Source organism: Thalassospira sp. MIT121401, from assembly GCF_047125595.1.
In the GTDB taxonomy this organism is placed as follows: Bacteria; Pseudomonadota; Alphaproteobacteria; order Rhodospirillales; family Thalassospiraceae; genus Thalassospira; species Thalassospira povalilytica.
In genome coordinates, this window is sequence record NZ_CP138926.1 from 1,421,555 (window position 1) to 1,435,856 (window position 14,302).

Annotated in this window: 15 protein-coding genes; 4 read left to right on the forward strand and 11 right to left on the reverse strand. The window is 55.3% G+C overall.

Going from position 1 to position 14,302, the window contains the following annotated elements:
• Positions 1-167 precede the first annotated feature (167 nt).
• The 3 genes from SIB88_RS06420 to SIB88_RS06430 are packed head-to-tail and all read right to left on the reverse strand — an operon-like array spanning position 168 to position 2,648.
• Positions 168-1,244, reverse strand: coding sequence for a 4-oxalomesaconate tautomerase (locus SIB88_RS06420; protein WP_412557659.1), 1,077 nt, complete (start codon positions 1,242-1,244; stop codon positions 168-170).
• Positions 1,237-1,911, reverse strand: coding sequence for a 4-carboxy-4-hydroxy-2-oxoadipate aldolase/oxaloacetate decarboxylase (locus SIB88_RS06425; RefSeq protein WP_412557660.1), 675 nt, complete (start codon positions 1,909-1,911; stop codon positions 1,237-1,239). The genes SIB88_RS06420 and SIB88_RS06425 overlap by 8 nt, the downstream gene beginning before the upstream one ends.
• The gene (locus tag SIB88_RS06430) at positions 1,911-2,648 is read right to left on the reverse strand and encodes a PIG-L deacetylase family protein (protein WP_068519465.1); all 738 of its coding nucleotides are present in this window, start codon (positions 2,646-2,648) and stop codon (positions 1,911-1,913) included. The genes SIB88_RS06425 and SIB88_RS06430 overlap by 1 nt, the downstream gene beginning before the upstream one ends.
• Before the next feature lie 136 nt (positions 2,649-2,784).
• Between SIB88_RS06430 and SIB88_RS06435 the strand changes: the two genes are divergently transcribed.
• Both SIB88_RS06435 and SIB88_RS06440 read left to right on the forward strand, forming a co-directional pair.
• Positions 2,785-4,008 (forward strand): LysR family transcriptional regulator, encoded by a 1,224-nt coding sequence (locus tag SIB88_RS06435; RefSeq protein WP_412557661.1) that lies wholly within the window; start codon positions 2,785-2,787, stop codon positions 4,006-4,008.
• 165 nt (positions 4,009-4,173) lie between these two features.
• Positions 4,174-5,067 (forward strand): NAD(P)-dependent oxidoreductase, encoded by an 894-nt coding sequence (locus tag SIB88_RS06440; protein WP_197460848.1) that lies wholly within the window; start codon positions 4,174-4,176, stop codon positions 5,065-5,067.
• A gap of 89 nt (positions 5,068-5,156) precedes the next feature.
• On the opposite strand, the gene SIB88_RS06445 is transcribed toward SIB88_RS06440, so the two are convergent.
• Genes SIB88_RS06445 through SIB88_RS06460 form a run of 4 tightly spaced genes read right to left on the reverse strand, consistent with a single transcriptional unit; the run spans position 5,157 to position 9,004 of the window.
• A complete protein-coding gene (locus tag SIB88_RS06445) occupies positions 5,157-6,119 on the reverse strand; it encodes a catechol 2,3-dioxygenase (RefSeq protein ID WP_412557662.1) in 963 nt (320 codons plus the stop codon).
• A 40-nt stretch (positions 6,120-6,159) separates the two neighbouring features.
• Complete coding sequence (locus tag SIB88_RS06450; protein WP_206926955.1) at positions 6,160-7,446, reverse strand: TRAP transporter large permease; 1,287 nt, start codon at positions 7,444-7,446, stop codon at positions 6,160-6,162.
• Positions 7,443-7,988 (reverse strand): TRAP transporter small permease, encoded by a 546-nt coding sequence (locus tag SIB88_RS06455; RefSeq protein WP_068519469.1) that lies wholly within the window; start codon positions 7,986-7,988, stop codon positions 7,443-7,445. Before SIB88_RS06455 ends, SIB88_RS06450 begins: the two co-directional genes overlap by 4 nt.
• Positions 7,979-9,004, reverse strand: a complete 1,026-nt coding sequence (locus SIB88_RS06460) for a TRAP transporter substrate-binding protein (RefSeq protein ID WP_412557663.1) — start codon at positions 9,002-9,004, stop codon at positions 7,979-7,981. The genes SIB88_RS06455 and SIB88_RS06460 overlap by 10 nt, the downstream gene beginning before the upstream one ends.
• A gap of 507 nt (positions 9,005-9,511) precedes the next feature.
• On the opposite strand from SIB88_RS06460, the gene SIB88_RS06465 reads away from it, so the two are divergent.
• Complete coding sequence (locus SIB88_RS06465; RefSeq protein WP_412557664.1) at positions 9,512-10,450, forward strand: 2-hydroxyacid dehydrogenase; 939 nt, start codon at positions 9,512-9,514, stop codon at positions 10,448-10,450.
• A gap of 76 nt (positions 10,451-10,526) precedes the next feature.
• Positions 10,527-10,892, forward strand: a complete 366-nt coding sequence (locus tag SIB88_RS06470; protein ID WP_412557665.1) for a winged helix-turn-helix domain-containing protein — start codon at positions 10,527-10,529, stop codon at positions 10,890-10,892.
• 28 nt (positions 10,893-10,920) lie between these two features.
• Here SIB88_RS06470 and modC read toward each other — a convergent pair whose 3' ends face one another.
• From modC to SIB88_RS06490, 4 genes are all read right to left on the reverse strand, one after another.
• A complete protein-coding gene (gene modC, locus SIB88_RS06475; protein ID WP_412557666.1) occupies positions 10,921-12,057 on the reverse strand; it encodes a molybdenum ABC transporter ATP-binding protein in 1,137 nt (378 codons plus the stop codon).
• Positions 12,054-12,746, reverse strand: a complete 693-nt coding sequence (gene modB / locus SIB88_RS06480) for a molybdate ABC transporter permease subunit (protein ID WP_412557667.1) — start codon at positions 12,744-12,746, stop codon at positions 12,054-12,056. The genes modC and modB overlap by 4 nt, the downstream gene beginning before the upstream one ends.
• Complete coding sequence (modA, locus tag SIB88_RS06485) at positions 12,743-13,537, reverse strand: molybdate ABC transporter substrate-binding protein (protein ID WP_412557668.1); 795 nt, start codon at positions 13,535-13,537, stop codon at positions 12,743-12,745. Before modA ends, modB begins: the two co-directional genes overlap by 4 nt.
• 184 nt (positions 13,538-13,721) lie before the next feature.
• Positions 13,722-14,240, reverse strand: coding sequence for a hypothetical protein (locus SIB88_RS06490; protein WP_068519481.1), 519 nt, complete (start codon positions 14,238-14,240; stop codon positions 13,722-13,724).
• Positions 14,241-14,302 lie beyond the last annotated feature (62 nt).

Genomic DNA, 14,302 nt, shown 5'->3' on the forward strand with positions numbered 1-14,302 from the left:
CCCCGGCGTGATGCGGGATCAAAAGGCAATGGATCGTCGCCAGACGCGCATCGGAAAACAATGCGCTGGTGTGTTTTGCCACACGCGGGTTCCGCGTCATGGGCTTCCTCCTACTTCCTTGTTTATTCTTGTTATTATTGTTTTTTGCTTTTGGCGGGGCATCGTCATCAATCGATGAAAACGGTCCCGTCAAACAGTTTGCGTGCCGTACGCAGCAGGCCGGCCTTTTCGACCGTACCGTCTTTGGTCTTTTCGATGATCACGCTCATTTCGCCGGACGGGTGTTCGACCGAAATGGTGCTGAGATCGGCGATATTGCCAACAGCAATGCTTGCGGCCGGTGATCCCGGCAGCAGACAGGCCGTTGCCACACTGACCGCGCCCAATACCCCGATCGAGGCATGGCAACGATGCGGGATGAAGGTCCGTGTGGAAATGGCACCGCCATTTCGGGCGGGCGAAACCATGGTCATTTTGGGAACGGATGCGTCGCTGACATCGCCAAGATTCATCAACGGTCCGCATTTCAGGCGGATGCTTTCAAGCTTGGTGCGAAGGGCAGAATTGCCTTCCAGGTCTTCCCGGTTTTCTTGCCCGGTAATTCCCATGTCGGACGCACGCAGGACAACAACCGGCATGCCGTTATCGATCATGGTGACGGGAACGCCGTCGATCACATCAACTTCGTTTCCGGTCGGAAGCAATGCCCCACAGGTCGTTCCGGCAGTGTCACTGAACAAAAGCGGGATCGGAGCAGATGTGCCGGGAACGCCGTCAATGCGGGCATCCCCGCCATAAACCGGTTTGCCATTTGGCGTTTCGATGGTTGCGGTTGCCGTCTGTCCGGTGTTCTCCATGAAGATGGAAACTTTGGTTTGCCCGGATGTGGCCGCAACCAGTCCCCGTTCAATGGCAAACGGGCCAACCCCGGCAAGGATATTGCCGCAATTCTGTTGATCGGTCACAACGGCGCGATCAACAAAAACCTGCAAGAACAGATAATCGACATCAATGCCCGGGCGGTCGGATTTTTTGACAATGGCAACTTTCGAGGTCAGGGGGTCTGCACCCCCCATCCCGTCGATTTGTTTGGCATCGGGCGATCCCATGACACGCAGCAAAACCGCGTCGCGTTCTGCAATGTCATTTGGCAAATCTTCTGCCAGGAAATAGCCGCCCTTTGACGTGCCGCCACGCATCCACATGCAGCGGATGCCGCCGGTTTGCGTGATCCCCCTAGACATATTTCAGGCCTTTTTCAGCCAGGCGCGGGCGCATGTCATAAATATCCAGACCCAATTCCCCGGCCATCAGGCGGGCACGTGTCTTGGCTTCTTTTTCTTCGCGTGCGATCGACTGTTTCAGGACATTTTCGGCATTGGCATTGGGGACGACGCAAACACCGTCATCATCGGCGACAATGACATCGCCGGGATTTACCTGGGCACCTGCAATCGTCACCGGGACATTGACCGAACCAACCGTTTCCTTGACCGTGCCCTGTGCCGAAACAGCCTTGGACCAGACCGGGAATTTGATTTCGGTAAGATCAAGCACATCACGTACACCGGCCTCGATGATCAGGCCGCGGACCTTGCGATGCATCAGCGACCGGGCAAGAAGTTCACCAAAATACCCCGCATCACAGGGCGAGGTCGGCGATACGACCAGAATGTCGCCTTCCTGACACTGTTCAACCGCAACATGGATCATCCAGTTATCGGCCGGTGCGATGGAAACCGTTACTGCATTTCCGGCAATGCGTGCGCCCGGATAGATCGGGCGCATATGCGACTGCAAAAGCCCGGTACGGCCCTGTGCTTCGTGGACGGTGGCAACACCACATTTACCCAGACCGTCCACAATCGAAAGATCGGTACGGGTAATATTCTGCACAACGACGCCACCCATTACAGTTCATCCACGGTGCGCGGATAGACCGACTGGAAACCTTCGGCATATCTGGCGTTACGACCACCGGCCTGACCGCCCGAATTGCGGCGGAAATGGTTGCCGCGGTTTTCAGCAACATTTTCATAATAGTGCCAAAGATGTTCCTGGCCTTCCATGCACTGGATCGCCGCCCATTTCTGATCCCAGACATCGGTGATATCGAGGAAATGGTCAGGCTTCCATTCCATCTGTTCGGTCTGGTGGGGTTCAAACAGATAAAGCTGCGGCGCACCCAGAACCTTTTCACCCGGGTTGTGGCCCCAGGCCTGCGCGATCATGCGGCATTCAATCGCCACACGCGTCGCATAGGAATGGTCGGTATTGTAATTGTCGACAAAGCTGTGACTCAGCATGAATTTCGGCTGAACAGCACGAATGGTGTCGACCAGTTCGAATTTCTGATCACGGGAAAGTTCAAGCGGGTAATCACCGACATCCATGAACTTGATGTCATGAACGTTAAGCGCCTTGGCAGCGTTTTCTGCTTCCTTGCGACGTTCGGTTTTGACCCGCTCCATCGTGCAGCCTTCCTGCTTCCACAGCTTGGCGGATTCACCGCGTTCGCCATAAGAAAGGCAAACGACCGTGACGTCGTAACCCTTCTTGGCATGCAGCGCGATCGCGCCGCCGCAGCGCCAGACAAAATCCGCAGAATGCGCACTGATGACCAGTGCGGTCGGTTTGGTGGTGGTCACGTTTCTGACTCCCTAGCTTGGTTTGGTTTTGTGAAATCATGCTAGGTGCCAAGCCGCGTCAGGTGAAATAGAACCAATGGTATTTGCTATAAGTTCTTTCTATAATGTGTGCGCGATCACAGGGAGAACGTCCTTAATGAGCCTGCAAAATCCGAACCTTAAACATCTGCGTGCCTGTCTTGCGGTGGCCCGCCGCCAAAGCATCAGTGCCGCTGCCGAAGACGTTTACATGTCCCAGCCCGCCGTGACGCAGGCGGTGGCAAAAGTCGAACGTCTTCTGGGGGTGGAACTGTTTGATCGCAGGCCCGAAGGCGTGTTTGTGACCGAACCGGGAAAGATATTTGTTCGCCGTGTTGAACGTTTGCAGGATTACCTTGTTCAGGCGACCGCCGAGATCATGCGCATCGGGCGGCGCAATCGCGGTCATCAGGTCAAATTGCATCAACTGGTCACCGGCGTGCAATTGCGCGCATTGATCGCCATTTCCGAGGCGGGCAGTTTCAGTCTGGCGGCACGCAATGTCGGTGTGTCGCAGCCATCCTTGCACCGGGCTGCGCGCGAACTTGAACAGCTTTGTGCCGTGCCGCTGTTTGAAAAGGCCAGTACCGGCATCCTTTTGACCAAACAGGCCGAAACATTCGTGATGTTTGCCAAACTGGCACTGGTAGAACTGGGGCAGGCCGAAGACGAAATTGCATCCTGGAAGGGCGGGCGTGGTGGCCGCATCGTGATTGGCAGCATGCCGCTTGCGCGTAGTGCCATTCTGCCCAATGCGATCAATGCCATCATGGAAGAATTTCCCGATACCCGATTGCGGGTGGTCGACGGACCTTATCAGGATTTGTTATTCGGGTTGCGGCACGGTGACATTGATCTTCTGATTGGTGCCCTGCGCGATCCGGTGCCGGTCGATGATGTGGTTCAGCACAAATTGTTTGATGATCCATTGGCAATTGTCGGGCGAGTTCATCATCCGTTGCTTAGCCAGAAAAAGCTGACACCTGCCGATCTTGCGGCGTATGGCTGGGCGGTGCCGTTACGGGGGGCTCCGACCCGGGATTATTTCGAAACCATGTTCCCGGTTGATTGTGGTCTGCGCCCGCAAAGCATCGTTGAAACCGGGTCATTGATCCTGATCCGGCGGATGCTGTCGACCAGTGACAAGCTGACCATCATTTCGCGCCATCAGATCATGCAGGAAGAAAAATACGGCGAACTGACCATGTTGCCGATTGATCTTCCCGATACCGAACGGCCAATCGGGCTTACGGTGCGCAAAGGCTGGTCGCCAACATCGATACAGCAAAACCTGATAGAGCGACTGGAAGCGATCAGCAAAAACATTGCTACTTTGTGGTAGGCACGCCCGGCCCGGAAAACGGACCTATTTGCATTTTGAATGCCGATTTCGGGCAATCAATTTTCCCTGACAGCCACGAAATGATAGCAGTGAGGCAATGACTTCACATCTGCTGCCTTATGGCGGCCCATCACAACAAAAAATCAGATCGGGAACTTCAAGAACATGACAGTCACCATCAATACCATCGCCTTTCTGGGGTTCGGCGAAGCTGCGCAGGCCTTTGTAAAAGGTTGGGGCCATGACATCGTGCCGGTCACGCGGGCTTTTGACATCAAGACAACAAGTGCCGATACCGCCATCCGCGAAGCCAAGAATGCCGATTATGTCGCTGCCGGTGTCACCGGTGCAGTCAGTGGCCAGGTTGCCCTTTCGGGCGCGGAACTTGTTTTCTCGCTGGTGACGGCTGATCAGGCAGCAACGGTTGCCCGTGACGCCGCGGCATCGATTGAACCGGGTGCGTTTTTCTTTGACTGCAATTCATGTGCGCCGGGCACCAAACGCCGCAATGCCGAACTGATCGAAGCAGCAGGCGCGAAATATGTTGATATGGCGGTGATGGCGCCGGTTTATCCGAAATTGCACAAAACCCCGATCCTGCTAAGCGGTCCGCATGCCGAGGCTGCAAAACCGGTTCTGGAATCTCTTGGCATGGAGCCCGGTATTGCCGGTGACACCGTCGGTGCCGGATCGGCGATCAAGATGGTGCGATCCGTGATGATGAAAGGACTCGAAGCACTGTTCGCCGAATGTGTGTTGGCCGGGCGTCGTGCCGGTGTTGATGAAACCGTGCTGGCATCGCTTGATAAAACCTATCCGGGTTTCGACTTCATGGAAAAGGCCGCCTATATGCTTGAACGGTCCATGACGCATGGCATTCGTCGTGCAGCCGAAATGGAAGAAGTCGCACTGACGGTCGAGGAACTTGGCCTTAATAACGGTATGGCCAAGGCCACTGTCGATTGGCAGCGAACCATTGGTGAATTGAAGCTTGATGCCGGGGATCTTGGTTATCGCGAACGGGCCGATATGATCCTTGAGGCGATGGCAAAGAAGTAAATCCGTTCTGAGTTTGACCGGAAATGTAAAAGGCAGGGTTAACACCCTGCCTTTGCCGTATCTGGATGAAGCTTGCAGATCACAGATGATTACTCTGCGGTGTCCGGCACCGGCGGGGTGCCATGGGTATGGAAGGACGGAATGGTTTTCAGTCCCCATGCCTGCCCCTTTTTGCGGTCGCTTTCGGTCCAGGTGACGGTTTCCCAATCGGGTTGCAGGATCAAACGTGCCCCGGCGTTGCAAACCTCGACCCGGTTGCCGGCCGGTTCATAGACATACAGGAAGAACGTGCCCTGAACGGCGTGCTTGTGTGGGCCGGTCTCGATGAAAACATTGTTTTCAAGGAAGATGTCGGCTGCACGCAGCACGTCCTCGCGCTGATCAAGCGCATAGGTCACATGGTGGAAACGGCCCGGCGTGCCGGTCGCATCCTTGGTATAGGCAATGTCGTATGTCTTGTTATTGACCGTAAACCAGCACCCGGCAAGCACGCCGCTATCAAGCATGATCTGTTCGGTCACGCGTGATCCCAGTGCCTTTTGCATGAAGTCACGAATGGCTTCGACATTGGTGGCCAGAAGGTTCAGGTGGTCAATACGGCGCACGGCAACACCACGGCCGTGATAACGCTGTGCAATGTTTTTAAGTGCCGGCTTTTCTGATTTCGGGGCCTGGTATTTGACCGTGTCGTAATAAAGTTCAAACACATGGCCGTCCGGATCGGTAAAGCGATACGCCCGTCCATGGCCCATATCGCCATCGACCCAGCCAATACCGCACCCCATTTCCTCGATCGCTTTGACGCGGCGTATCAGGGCGGCTTCGGAACTTGCGCGATAGCCGATATGGCCGACGCCGGTGGTGTCGGATTTGGTCAGTTTCAGGCTGTGGAACTCGTAATCGTCCCAGGCGCGCAGATAGACAGAATTTTCATCACGACCGCTTTCGGTCAGACCATAAACATTGACGAAGAAATCCAGGCTTTCTTCGAATTTGTTGGTCAGCAACTCGACATGACCGAGATGGGCAACATCAAAACAGGGTTCAGACATGTCCGTTTCCTTTCAGTATGGGCGTTATCGGATCGCGGCGTTACAGAAGTGCATAAACCAGCGACGGGAAAGCAATCAGCACGGCAAGACGCACGATGTCTGAAATGACAAACGGCATCACACCACGGAAAATCTGACCAATCGGGATGTCGGGCGCGACCGACTTGATGACAAAGGCATTCATGCCCACAGGCGGTGTGATCAGGCCAAGTTCGACCGTAATCACGGTCAGAATGCCAAACCAGACCGGATCAAACCCGGCAGCAATGACAATCGGGTAAACCACCGGCACGGTCAAAAGCAGCATGGCAATACTGTCCATGACACAGCCCAGCACGACATAAAGGGCCAGCACACAGAACAGAACCGCATAAGGCGGCATGTCAAGCTGTGCCACCAGTTCGACCAGCGAATGGGAAATGCGCGACACCGACAGGAAATAGCCAAATATTTCCGCCCCGACCAGCATGAAGAAAATCATGATCGACAATGTCAGGGTTTCGCCAATCGCCTCGATAAACTGGGTACCGGTCATGCCGCGGACAAAGGCAAGGATCATGGTAAAGAACGCCCCAACAGCCGCCGCTTCGGTCGGGGTAAAGAACCCGCCATAAATCCCGCCAATGATAAAGGCAAAGATCACCGCAAACGGCAAAAGCCCCTTAAGGCCGATAATCTTTTCCATGATTGTTGTCGGCTGGCCGGGTTTGGCAACGTCGGGTTTGAAAAACACGATGGCAGCAATGGTTGCGCAATAAAGCACAAGACCCAGCAAGCCCGGAATGATCCCGGCCATGAACATCTGGCCAACCGAATGCTCGGTAATCAGCGCATATAGCAAAAGCGCAATTGATGGCGGGATCATGATGCCAAGGGTGCCGCCTGCAGCAAGCGTCCCGGCGGCAAAGGATGGCACATACCCGTTCTTTTTCATTTCGGGCAGGGCGACGCGTGCCATGCTGGCCGCGGTGGCCAGTGAAGACCCGGAAATGGCGGAAAATACGCCACATGACGTGACAGCAGCCAGTCCCATGCCGCCACGCCAGCCGCCAAAGAATGTCTTCGCACCGTTAAACAGTTCGGCCGACATGCGGGCTTTGGAGGCAAAAACACCCAGAAGAATGAACATCGGGACCGGGCTGAAACCATAAGCGGTCAGGGTTTCAAACGGTCCCTTTTCAAGCAGGGCAAAGGCCGGTTTGAATGCGACAATAAAGCCAAAGCCGACAAAGCCGACCGCCGACATCGCCAAGGAAATCGGGCAGCGAAACGCAATCAGCAACAGCATGACCGCAACGCAGATAAGACCAATCAGGGGCGCGCTCATGGTCGTTTAGCTCCTGAAACAAGATAGTCAATTGCAAGCAGGGTGCAGCGCAGGGCAAGGAACGCCAGCGCGCAGGATGCAAGGCTGTAGACAATGTGAAGGGGGATCAGAAGATCCTGACTGGATTCACCGGACCGTCGCATGCGACCGGCAACTTCGAAAAACCGAACCGTCATGCCAGATGACAGGGCGGCAAAGCCGAACATGTAAACGGCTTCAAGGATCATTTTGGTGCGGCGGCGCAGATTGTCGGTAAACAGATCGACAATCACCTGTCCCTTGTCGACGCCATAGGGAAAGGCCAGAAGAACCATCGCCATCATGCCATAGCTGACCAGTTCGACCGCCCCGGTAAAGGTGACATCAATGCCGCCATTCGTCGCGGCAAAGATCGTGCGTGCGATGACATCGACAAGCGTGACTGTCATGATAAAGACCAGAAGAACCCCGCTACCGATCCGCATCGCCTTGGCGATGCGGTCGGTCAGGTCAAGAAGGAAGAAAGCCTTGCGGGCAGGCTCTGTGGTCGAGCTTACTTGCATGTCGTGGCAAGTTCCTTGGCGCGGGCATAGACTTTGCGGGCCGGAAGACCGCGGCTTTCAAGATCGGCCAGATAGGTTTCCGTTGCTTTGTCCAGAACCGGCTTCCAGGCCGGGTTGTCGACGCCGCCTTCAACCGTCAGGAAGGTGTGACCGGCATCCTGTGCCTGTTTCAGGCCCTTGGCATCAAGGGCGTCGAACAGGTTCCCGGCCTTTTCCGACCATGCCATGCCCGAATTTTTCGTAATCACGTTCTGAAGATCTTCGGGAAGGTCTTCAAAGCTGTCTTCGTTCATGGTGACAAGGAAGGACAGGGTGTAAAGGTCCCCGACGCTGGTATGGGCCTTGGCCAGTTCATTAAGACGGAATGCCAATGCGCCTTCCCATGGAAGGGCAACACCGTCAATCACTTCAAGCTGCATGGCCTGATAGGATTCCGGGGCCGGCATGCCAAGCGGTTGCGCGCCTGCTGCTTCAAGGATATTGGCAACCACAGATGTCGGACGGCGAATACGAAGCCCGGCCAGATCATCCGGGGTGGCAATCAGCTTGTCCCCGGTATGCAAAAGACCCTGACCGTGGGTGAACAGGAACAGGGGCCGGGTGCCCTTGTATTCATCGGAAATCAGGCCTTCGTCATACAGGCTCTGGATGATGCAGGAACCATGGGCGGCATTCTTGATCAGGCCCGGAAGTTCCACCACCTGGGTCAACGGAAAACGGTTTGCGGTATAGCCCTGAATGGCGGCGGCGACATCGGCAATGCCGTCTTCGACCGCTTCATATTGTGCGGGTGGTGCGGCAAGGGTCGCGGACGGATACATTTCAACTTCGATCCGGCCATCGGATTCCTTGGCGATGGTGTCGGCCCAGACCTGGAACAGGTCTTTTTGCATGCCTGCAACCGGCGGCCATTGATGCGAAAAGCGCAGGGTATAGTCGGCGGCCTGTGCCTGATTGAACGAGACAGCAAGTGCCGATGTCATGACACCGGCAATCAGTAATTTGCGAAACATCATTTTCCTCCCGAGTGTTACGCAACGATTGGGGGCTTTGCATGCCGGGTCCGATGACGGCCCGTGCCACGAAAGCCAATTTGTTTTGTCTAATTGCGTTTGGCGACGTCTTGATCGCCGCAACCATGTTCGTGCTGCTCTGTCCAATGATGTTCAGGGCAGAGGCATAATTTTGGGTACCATTCGGGAGGTGCGCGGGGAAATTGAATGACCGGCAGGTCTATTCAAAATTGTTAATGGGTTTCTCGGTGCTGATGAAGTTATCGGCAGTCGGACGCCAAGCTATCAAGGGTAGTTGGTCCGAATTCTGCTTGTTCAGGGAGCGTAGCTTGGGTTGGAACAGCTTCACCTTTTGTGGGCTTCCTTTGTTGAAAGTTGCGATGATAACGGTTGGCCTAGCTTTGCACTGGCGTTGGGCAAAATCGGCAATTGTTATTTATCTTATCAACTTGTTTTACAAGTTGGCATTGGGTAGTTTTGGTCTTTGTTTGCCCCAATGAAAGTCTGATCATGACCCGGTCTGTTCTTGCGATTACGGATATTCGTCCTGCCTATACCGCGCAGCTTGCCCAGCGATATGACCTTCATCGTTTTGATCAGATCGATGACAAGGCGGCGTTTCTTGATCGCATGGGGGATAAGATAACTGCTGTTGTGACTTCGGCCAGGTTTGGACTGTCTGTCGATCTGATGGACCGGTTGCCAAATCTTGAAGTGATTACAAGTTTCGGGGTCGGTTATGACCAGATTGATCTCGATGCGTGCCGGGCGCGCGGCATCCGGGTTTCAATTACCCCCGATATTCTGACAGATGATGTTGCAGATACCGCGATCATGTTGATGCATGCGACCTTGCGCAAGCTGGTTGCCGGTGATGACTGGGCGCGCAGTGGCAAATGGGCATCGGTCGGGCCGATGGCATTAACCCGGTCGGTACGGGGCAAGAAACTTGGCATTGTCGGCTTGGGCCGGATCGGTCAGGCGATTGCATCGCGTGCCGCGCCAAGCGGGCTTGAAATCGGTTATTTCGGACGCAATCCAAAGCCGGTCGATTACCGGTTTTTTGATCGTTTGACCGATCTGGCAACATGGGCCGATATCCTGATGCTGTCCTGTCCGGGCGGGCCCGCAACAGAGGGGATCATCAATGCCGATGTGCTGGCGGCATTGGGGGAAAACGGTTTTGTTATCAATGTGGCGCGCGGTTCTGTCATTGACGAGCCTGCCCTGATCAAGGCCCTTGAAACCGGGCGGATTGCCGGTGCCGGGCTTGATGTTTTTTACAACGAACCAAACATGGACCGGGCTTTTGCCGCGTTCGAAAACGTGGTTTTGTATCCGCATCATGCCAGCGGTACTGTTGAAACCCGCGATGCCATGGCGCAGCTTGTTGTTGATAATCTTGATGCCTGGGATACGCGCGGGGAACTGATCACGCCGGTCGCTTGACCGCGAATGTGACCCGTTGCCAGGCCCCTGATCTTTGATCTTGGCGGGCAATTGCCGGTCGGGATAATGTAGCGCCATGACAGGCGAAAAACTTACGGTCCGACTGAAAATTGAACTGCCCGACGGTGTTCGGCTTGGCTATGGCAAGGTCGATCTGTTGCGGGCGGTGGATGCGCATCACTCGATTTCGGCAGCGGCGCGGTCGATGGGGATGTCCTATCGCCGGGCGTGGTTGCTGATTGACGAGCTTAATCGCAGCTTTGCCGATCCGGTGATTGAAACAAGCATCGGCGGGCGCGGCCATGGCGGGGCAACTTTGACCGCCACGGGGATGCGGGTAATCGAACTTTACGAAGCGGCCTGCACAAAGGCCCGTACCGCCCTTGATGACGAGCTTTGCGAACTTGCGGGCCTGCTTGGCCCGGATATGCCAAATAATTGAATTTCAATATTTGTTAGCGCTAACATCATCAGATCGCGTGGTCGGCAACCTGACCGTCGACCGTGACGGATTTGATCACGGCGAAGACTTTCTGACCAAGACCGAGTTTCAGGCGGTGTGCCGACCATCGGGTGATGCGGGCATGCAGGACCGGTTGAGCATTTGCTGTGTCGTGAGGGCGTGAAACTGCATCATGGCCAAGGCACAGGCTGATATCGACGGTATCGCGGTTTTCCTGGCTGATCTTGGTGATGGTGACCGGAATGACGTTATTGGCACTGATGCCGGTCGGTGCGGCTTTCGCGATCATGACATCGCGCGCACGGATATGCAGCCTGACATTCGGATTGGTCGGACGGCCGAGATAGGGCACAACAAGCCGTTGTCCGGCGCAATCAAGAAAACTGACTTCGGCCCTGGGATCGCGACTGACAATACGGGCCGAAAGAACGGTACCGGCATCAAACCGGCCGGCAAGGGGGGGCAAGTCGGTGCGGCCCAGCATTTCAAATACCGATCCGCTGGCCAGTGTTTTGCCCTGATCAATCACCACCATATGGTCGGCAAGCCGCGCAACTTCGTCAATCGCATGGGTGACATAAAGCATCGGTATTTTGCGATGATCACGAAGCCATTCGAAATAGGGCAGGATTTCCTGTTTGCGGGCATGATCAAGTGCCGATAGCGGTTCATCAAGCAGCAGGATATCGGGGTTGGATAACAGCGCACGGCCAAGGGAGACGCGCTGTTTTTCCCCGCCGGAAAGTGCGGCAGGACGGCGTCCCATCAGCGGCAGAATGCCCAGCATTTCAAGGATGGCGCTTTGTTCTTCGCGCGGCAGTTTCTGTGCATTGCGGCGCGCCCCGAAATACAGATTTTCACTGACAGTTTTATGGGGAAACAGGCGAGCATCCTGAAACACATAGCCGACCCGCCGTTTCCGTGCGGGCAAATTGATCCGTTGGCGATGGTCAAAGACGACCCGCTCACTGATTTCGATATGGCCCTGACGGGGAGTTTCCAACCCGGCGATAATATTGATCAGACTGGTCTTGCCACTGCCCGATGGCCCGAACAGGGCGGTGATGCCGGTATCAGGAATGTGGAAGTCCGCATCCAGATCAAATTTGCCAAGCTTGTGGCTGATCGAAACAGTGATGCTCATGCCAGTGCCCTTTTGCGGATGTGGCGCATGGCAATTTCAGACAGTAACAATCCGGCAAAAGCCAAGCCGATCGACAGGGCAGCCAGCCGTGCCGCGGCAAGTTCGCCGCCCGGTGTCTGAATGGCGGTATAGATCGCAAGCGGCAATGTGCGTGTTTCGCCGGGAATATTGGAAACAAAGGTAATGATCGCGCCAAATTCGCCCAAACTGGCAGCAAAGGCCGTAATCGCACCGGCAATGATCCCCGGAAGGGCAAGTGGCAATGTCAGCGAGAAAAAGCGATCAATCGGCCCGGCGCCAAGTGTTTCAGCAGCCTGATAAAGGCCGTGATTGACGTTTTCAAGGCTGAGCCGGATGGCCCGGACCTGAAACGGGAAACTGACAATGGCCGATGCCAATGCCGCCCCGGTCCAGCTAAAGACAAAGCGGATATCAAAGGTTTCATAAAGCCACGCGCCAAGCGGGGCGCGGGTGCCAAACCCGATCAAAAGCAAATAGCCCATCACCACCGGCGGCAGGATCAGGGGCAAATGCACAATGGCATCAAGGATGAAACGCCCCGGAAACCGGCCCAGTGCAAGTGCTGTGGCGACAAGAATGGCAAAGGGCAGGGCGCATAAAACAGCAACGCCCGAAATCCGCAAGCTCAGTAAAAGGGCCTCGATTTCGGCGGGCGTTAAACTGATCATTGCGGGGTCGTACCTGTTTTGAGTGTCTCAACCGGATCAAAGCCATAATCGGCAAAAATTCGACCCGCGTCATCCCCCAAAAGCCAGGCAAGGAATTTTGTGTTGCGATTGGTGTGTGCATCCCTGGTCAGGGCGACCGGATATGTGATGGGGGGATGGCTGTCTTTGGGGAAGGTGGCGACAATTTTGACATCCTGTGCAATTGCCGCGTCGGTGCCATACACAATCCCGAATGGCGCCTCGCCGCGTTCCACCAGGGCAAGGGCCGCACGCACATTATCAGCGCGCGCAAGTCGGGGTGACAGTTCATCCCACTGCCCCAGTTTGGAAAGCGCCTGTTTGGCATAGATGCCGGCAGGAACATGGTCCGGATCGCCAACCGCAATTCGGTCATCTGTTCCCAGCAGTTCCACAAGTCCAGGGTCCCCGGTCAGTGAAACCGTTTCAACCGGACTGTCGGTTGGCGCAATCACCACCAGCGAATTGGCAACAACATCGTGGCGCGTGCCCGGCGCGATCATGTCCTGATCAGACAGCCAGTCCATCCATTTCTGATTGGCCGAAATGAAGATATCGGCCGGTGCCCCTGCCGCGATTTGCCGGGCGAGTGTCGATGAACTGGCAAATGACATCTGAATATGATCGCCGGTTTGGTCTTCATAAGACCGGGCTGCTGCGGTCATTGCATTGGTCAGGCTGGCCGCAGCAAAAACCGTAATGGTGTCCGCGCGAACGGAAAGTGACGCGAAAAGAATCACCGGAAGAACAAGAAAAGGGGCGAGATAGCGCATGGGGCAGGGATCCGGACCGATTATGATACATCGTTATATTTCATTGGATATAGCGATGCGTCAAGCAATTGATGCGATGGCCATTATGCGCATCGGGTGCCTGATGGCGGGTTCGTGTCCGCAAAAACAAACAGCCCGCAAAAAGCGGGCTGTCGGGATCGGGTGATGAAGAATTCGGCGGTGGTTACCGGCAGACTGCCGCGCGCAGCGGATCGTCAGCATCCATGTCAAACCATTCTGTCATGTCGGTCGGAAAGCCGTTTTCATCAAGATTGTTATCGGCAGTGATATAGCCGCGCTTGCCCGATGCACAGTCCACAAGATGGGTCAGCGCCAGTGTTTCGGCACCTTTTTTCAGCAGCAATGTGGTGACCCGTTTCTGATCAGGATTGCCGGGATTGGTGACAAGCTTGTCACGGTCAATGGCGGTAAAGCGATTGATCGGCGCAGAAATCAGGGTCCAGGGGGCGAACGGGTTTTCGTCGGTGAAGGTCTGAATAACGGTGATGGTATCGGGAAGGCGGGCGTCATAGCGTTCAAACCAGCTATATTCATCCCAGATCATATAGCAGAACATCGCAACAGCCGCGACGAAGGGGATGACATATTTCGGTGCCTTGCGCCCCCACAGGCGAAAAAGCAACATGACCACCCCGGCCGCAGCAAACCCAACGACAACCGTCGTGAAAATAAAGACATACATGCGTGCGGCTCCCAGTTCCCTGTTATATTTGTTCGGGCCTTTTTTAATGCCCTATCATCGGA

What these genes read in the sequence shown, in the direction of transcription:
- SIB88_RS06450 (WP_206926955.1), bottom strand. Translation starts at nt 7,446, where the DNA reads ATGAGCGCGCCCCTGATTGGTCTTATCTGCGTTGCGGTCATGCTGTTG.
- modB (WP_412557667.1), bottom strand. Translation starts at nt 12,746, where the DNA reads ATGATCAGTTTAACGCCCGCCGAAATCGAGGCCCTTTTACTGAGCTTG.
- SIB88_RS06460 (WP_412557663.1), bottom strand. Translation starts at nt 9,004, where the DNA reads ATGATGTTTCGCAAATTACTGATTGCCGGTGTCATGACATCGGCACTT.
- SIB88_RS06425 (WP_412557660.1), bottom strand. Translation starts at nt 1,911, where the DNA reads ATGGGTGGCGTCGTTGTGCAGAATATTACCCGTACCGATCTTTCGATT.
- SIB88_RS06445 (WP_412557662.1), bottom strand. Translation starts at nt 6,119, where the DNA reads ATGTCTGAACCCTGTTTTGATGTTGCCCATCTCGGTCATGTCGAGTTG.
- SIB88_RS06440 (WP_197460848.1), top strand. Translation starts at nt 4,174, where the DNA reads ATGACAGTCACCATCAATACCATCGCCTTTCTGGGGTTCGGCGAAGCT.
- modA (WP_412557668.1), bottom strand. Translation starts at nt 13,537, where the DNA reads ATGCGCTATCTCGCCCCTTTTCTTGTTCTTCCGGTGATTCTTTTCGCG.
- SIB88_RS06465 (WP_412557664.1), top strand. Translation starts at nt 9,512, where the DNA reads ATGACCCGGTCTGTTCTTGCGATTACGGATATTCGTCCTGCCTATACC.
- SIB88_RS06470 (WP_412557665.1), top strand. Translation starts at nt 10,527, where the DNA reads ATGACAGGCGAAAAACTTACGGTCCGACTGAAAATTGAACTGCCCGAC.
- SIB88_RS06490 (WP_068519481.1), bottom strand. Translation starts at nt 14,240, where the DNA reads ATGTATGTCTTTATTTTCACGACGGTTGTCGTTGGGTTTGCTGCGGCC.
- modC (WP_412557666.1), bottom strand. Translation starts at nt 12,057, where the DNA reads ATGAGCATCACTGTTTCGATCAGCCACAAGCTTGGCAAATTTGATCTG.
- SIB88_RS06435 (WP_412557661.1), top strand. Translation starts at nt 2,785, where the DNA reads ATGAGCCTGCAAAATCCGAACCTTAAACATCTGCGTGCCTGTCTTGCG.
- SIB88_RS06455 (WP_068519469.1), bottom strand. Translation starts at nt 7,988, where the DNA reads ATGCAAGTAAGCTCGACCACAGAGCCTGCCCGCAAGGCTTTCTTCCTT.
- SIB88_RS06420 (WP_412557659.1), bottom strand. Translation starts at nt 1,244, where the DNA reads ATGTCTAGGGGGATCACGCAAACCGGCGGCATCCGCTGCATGTGGATG.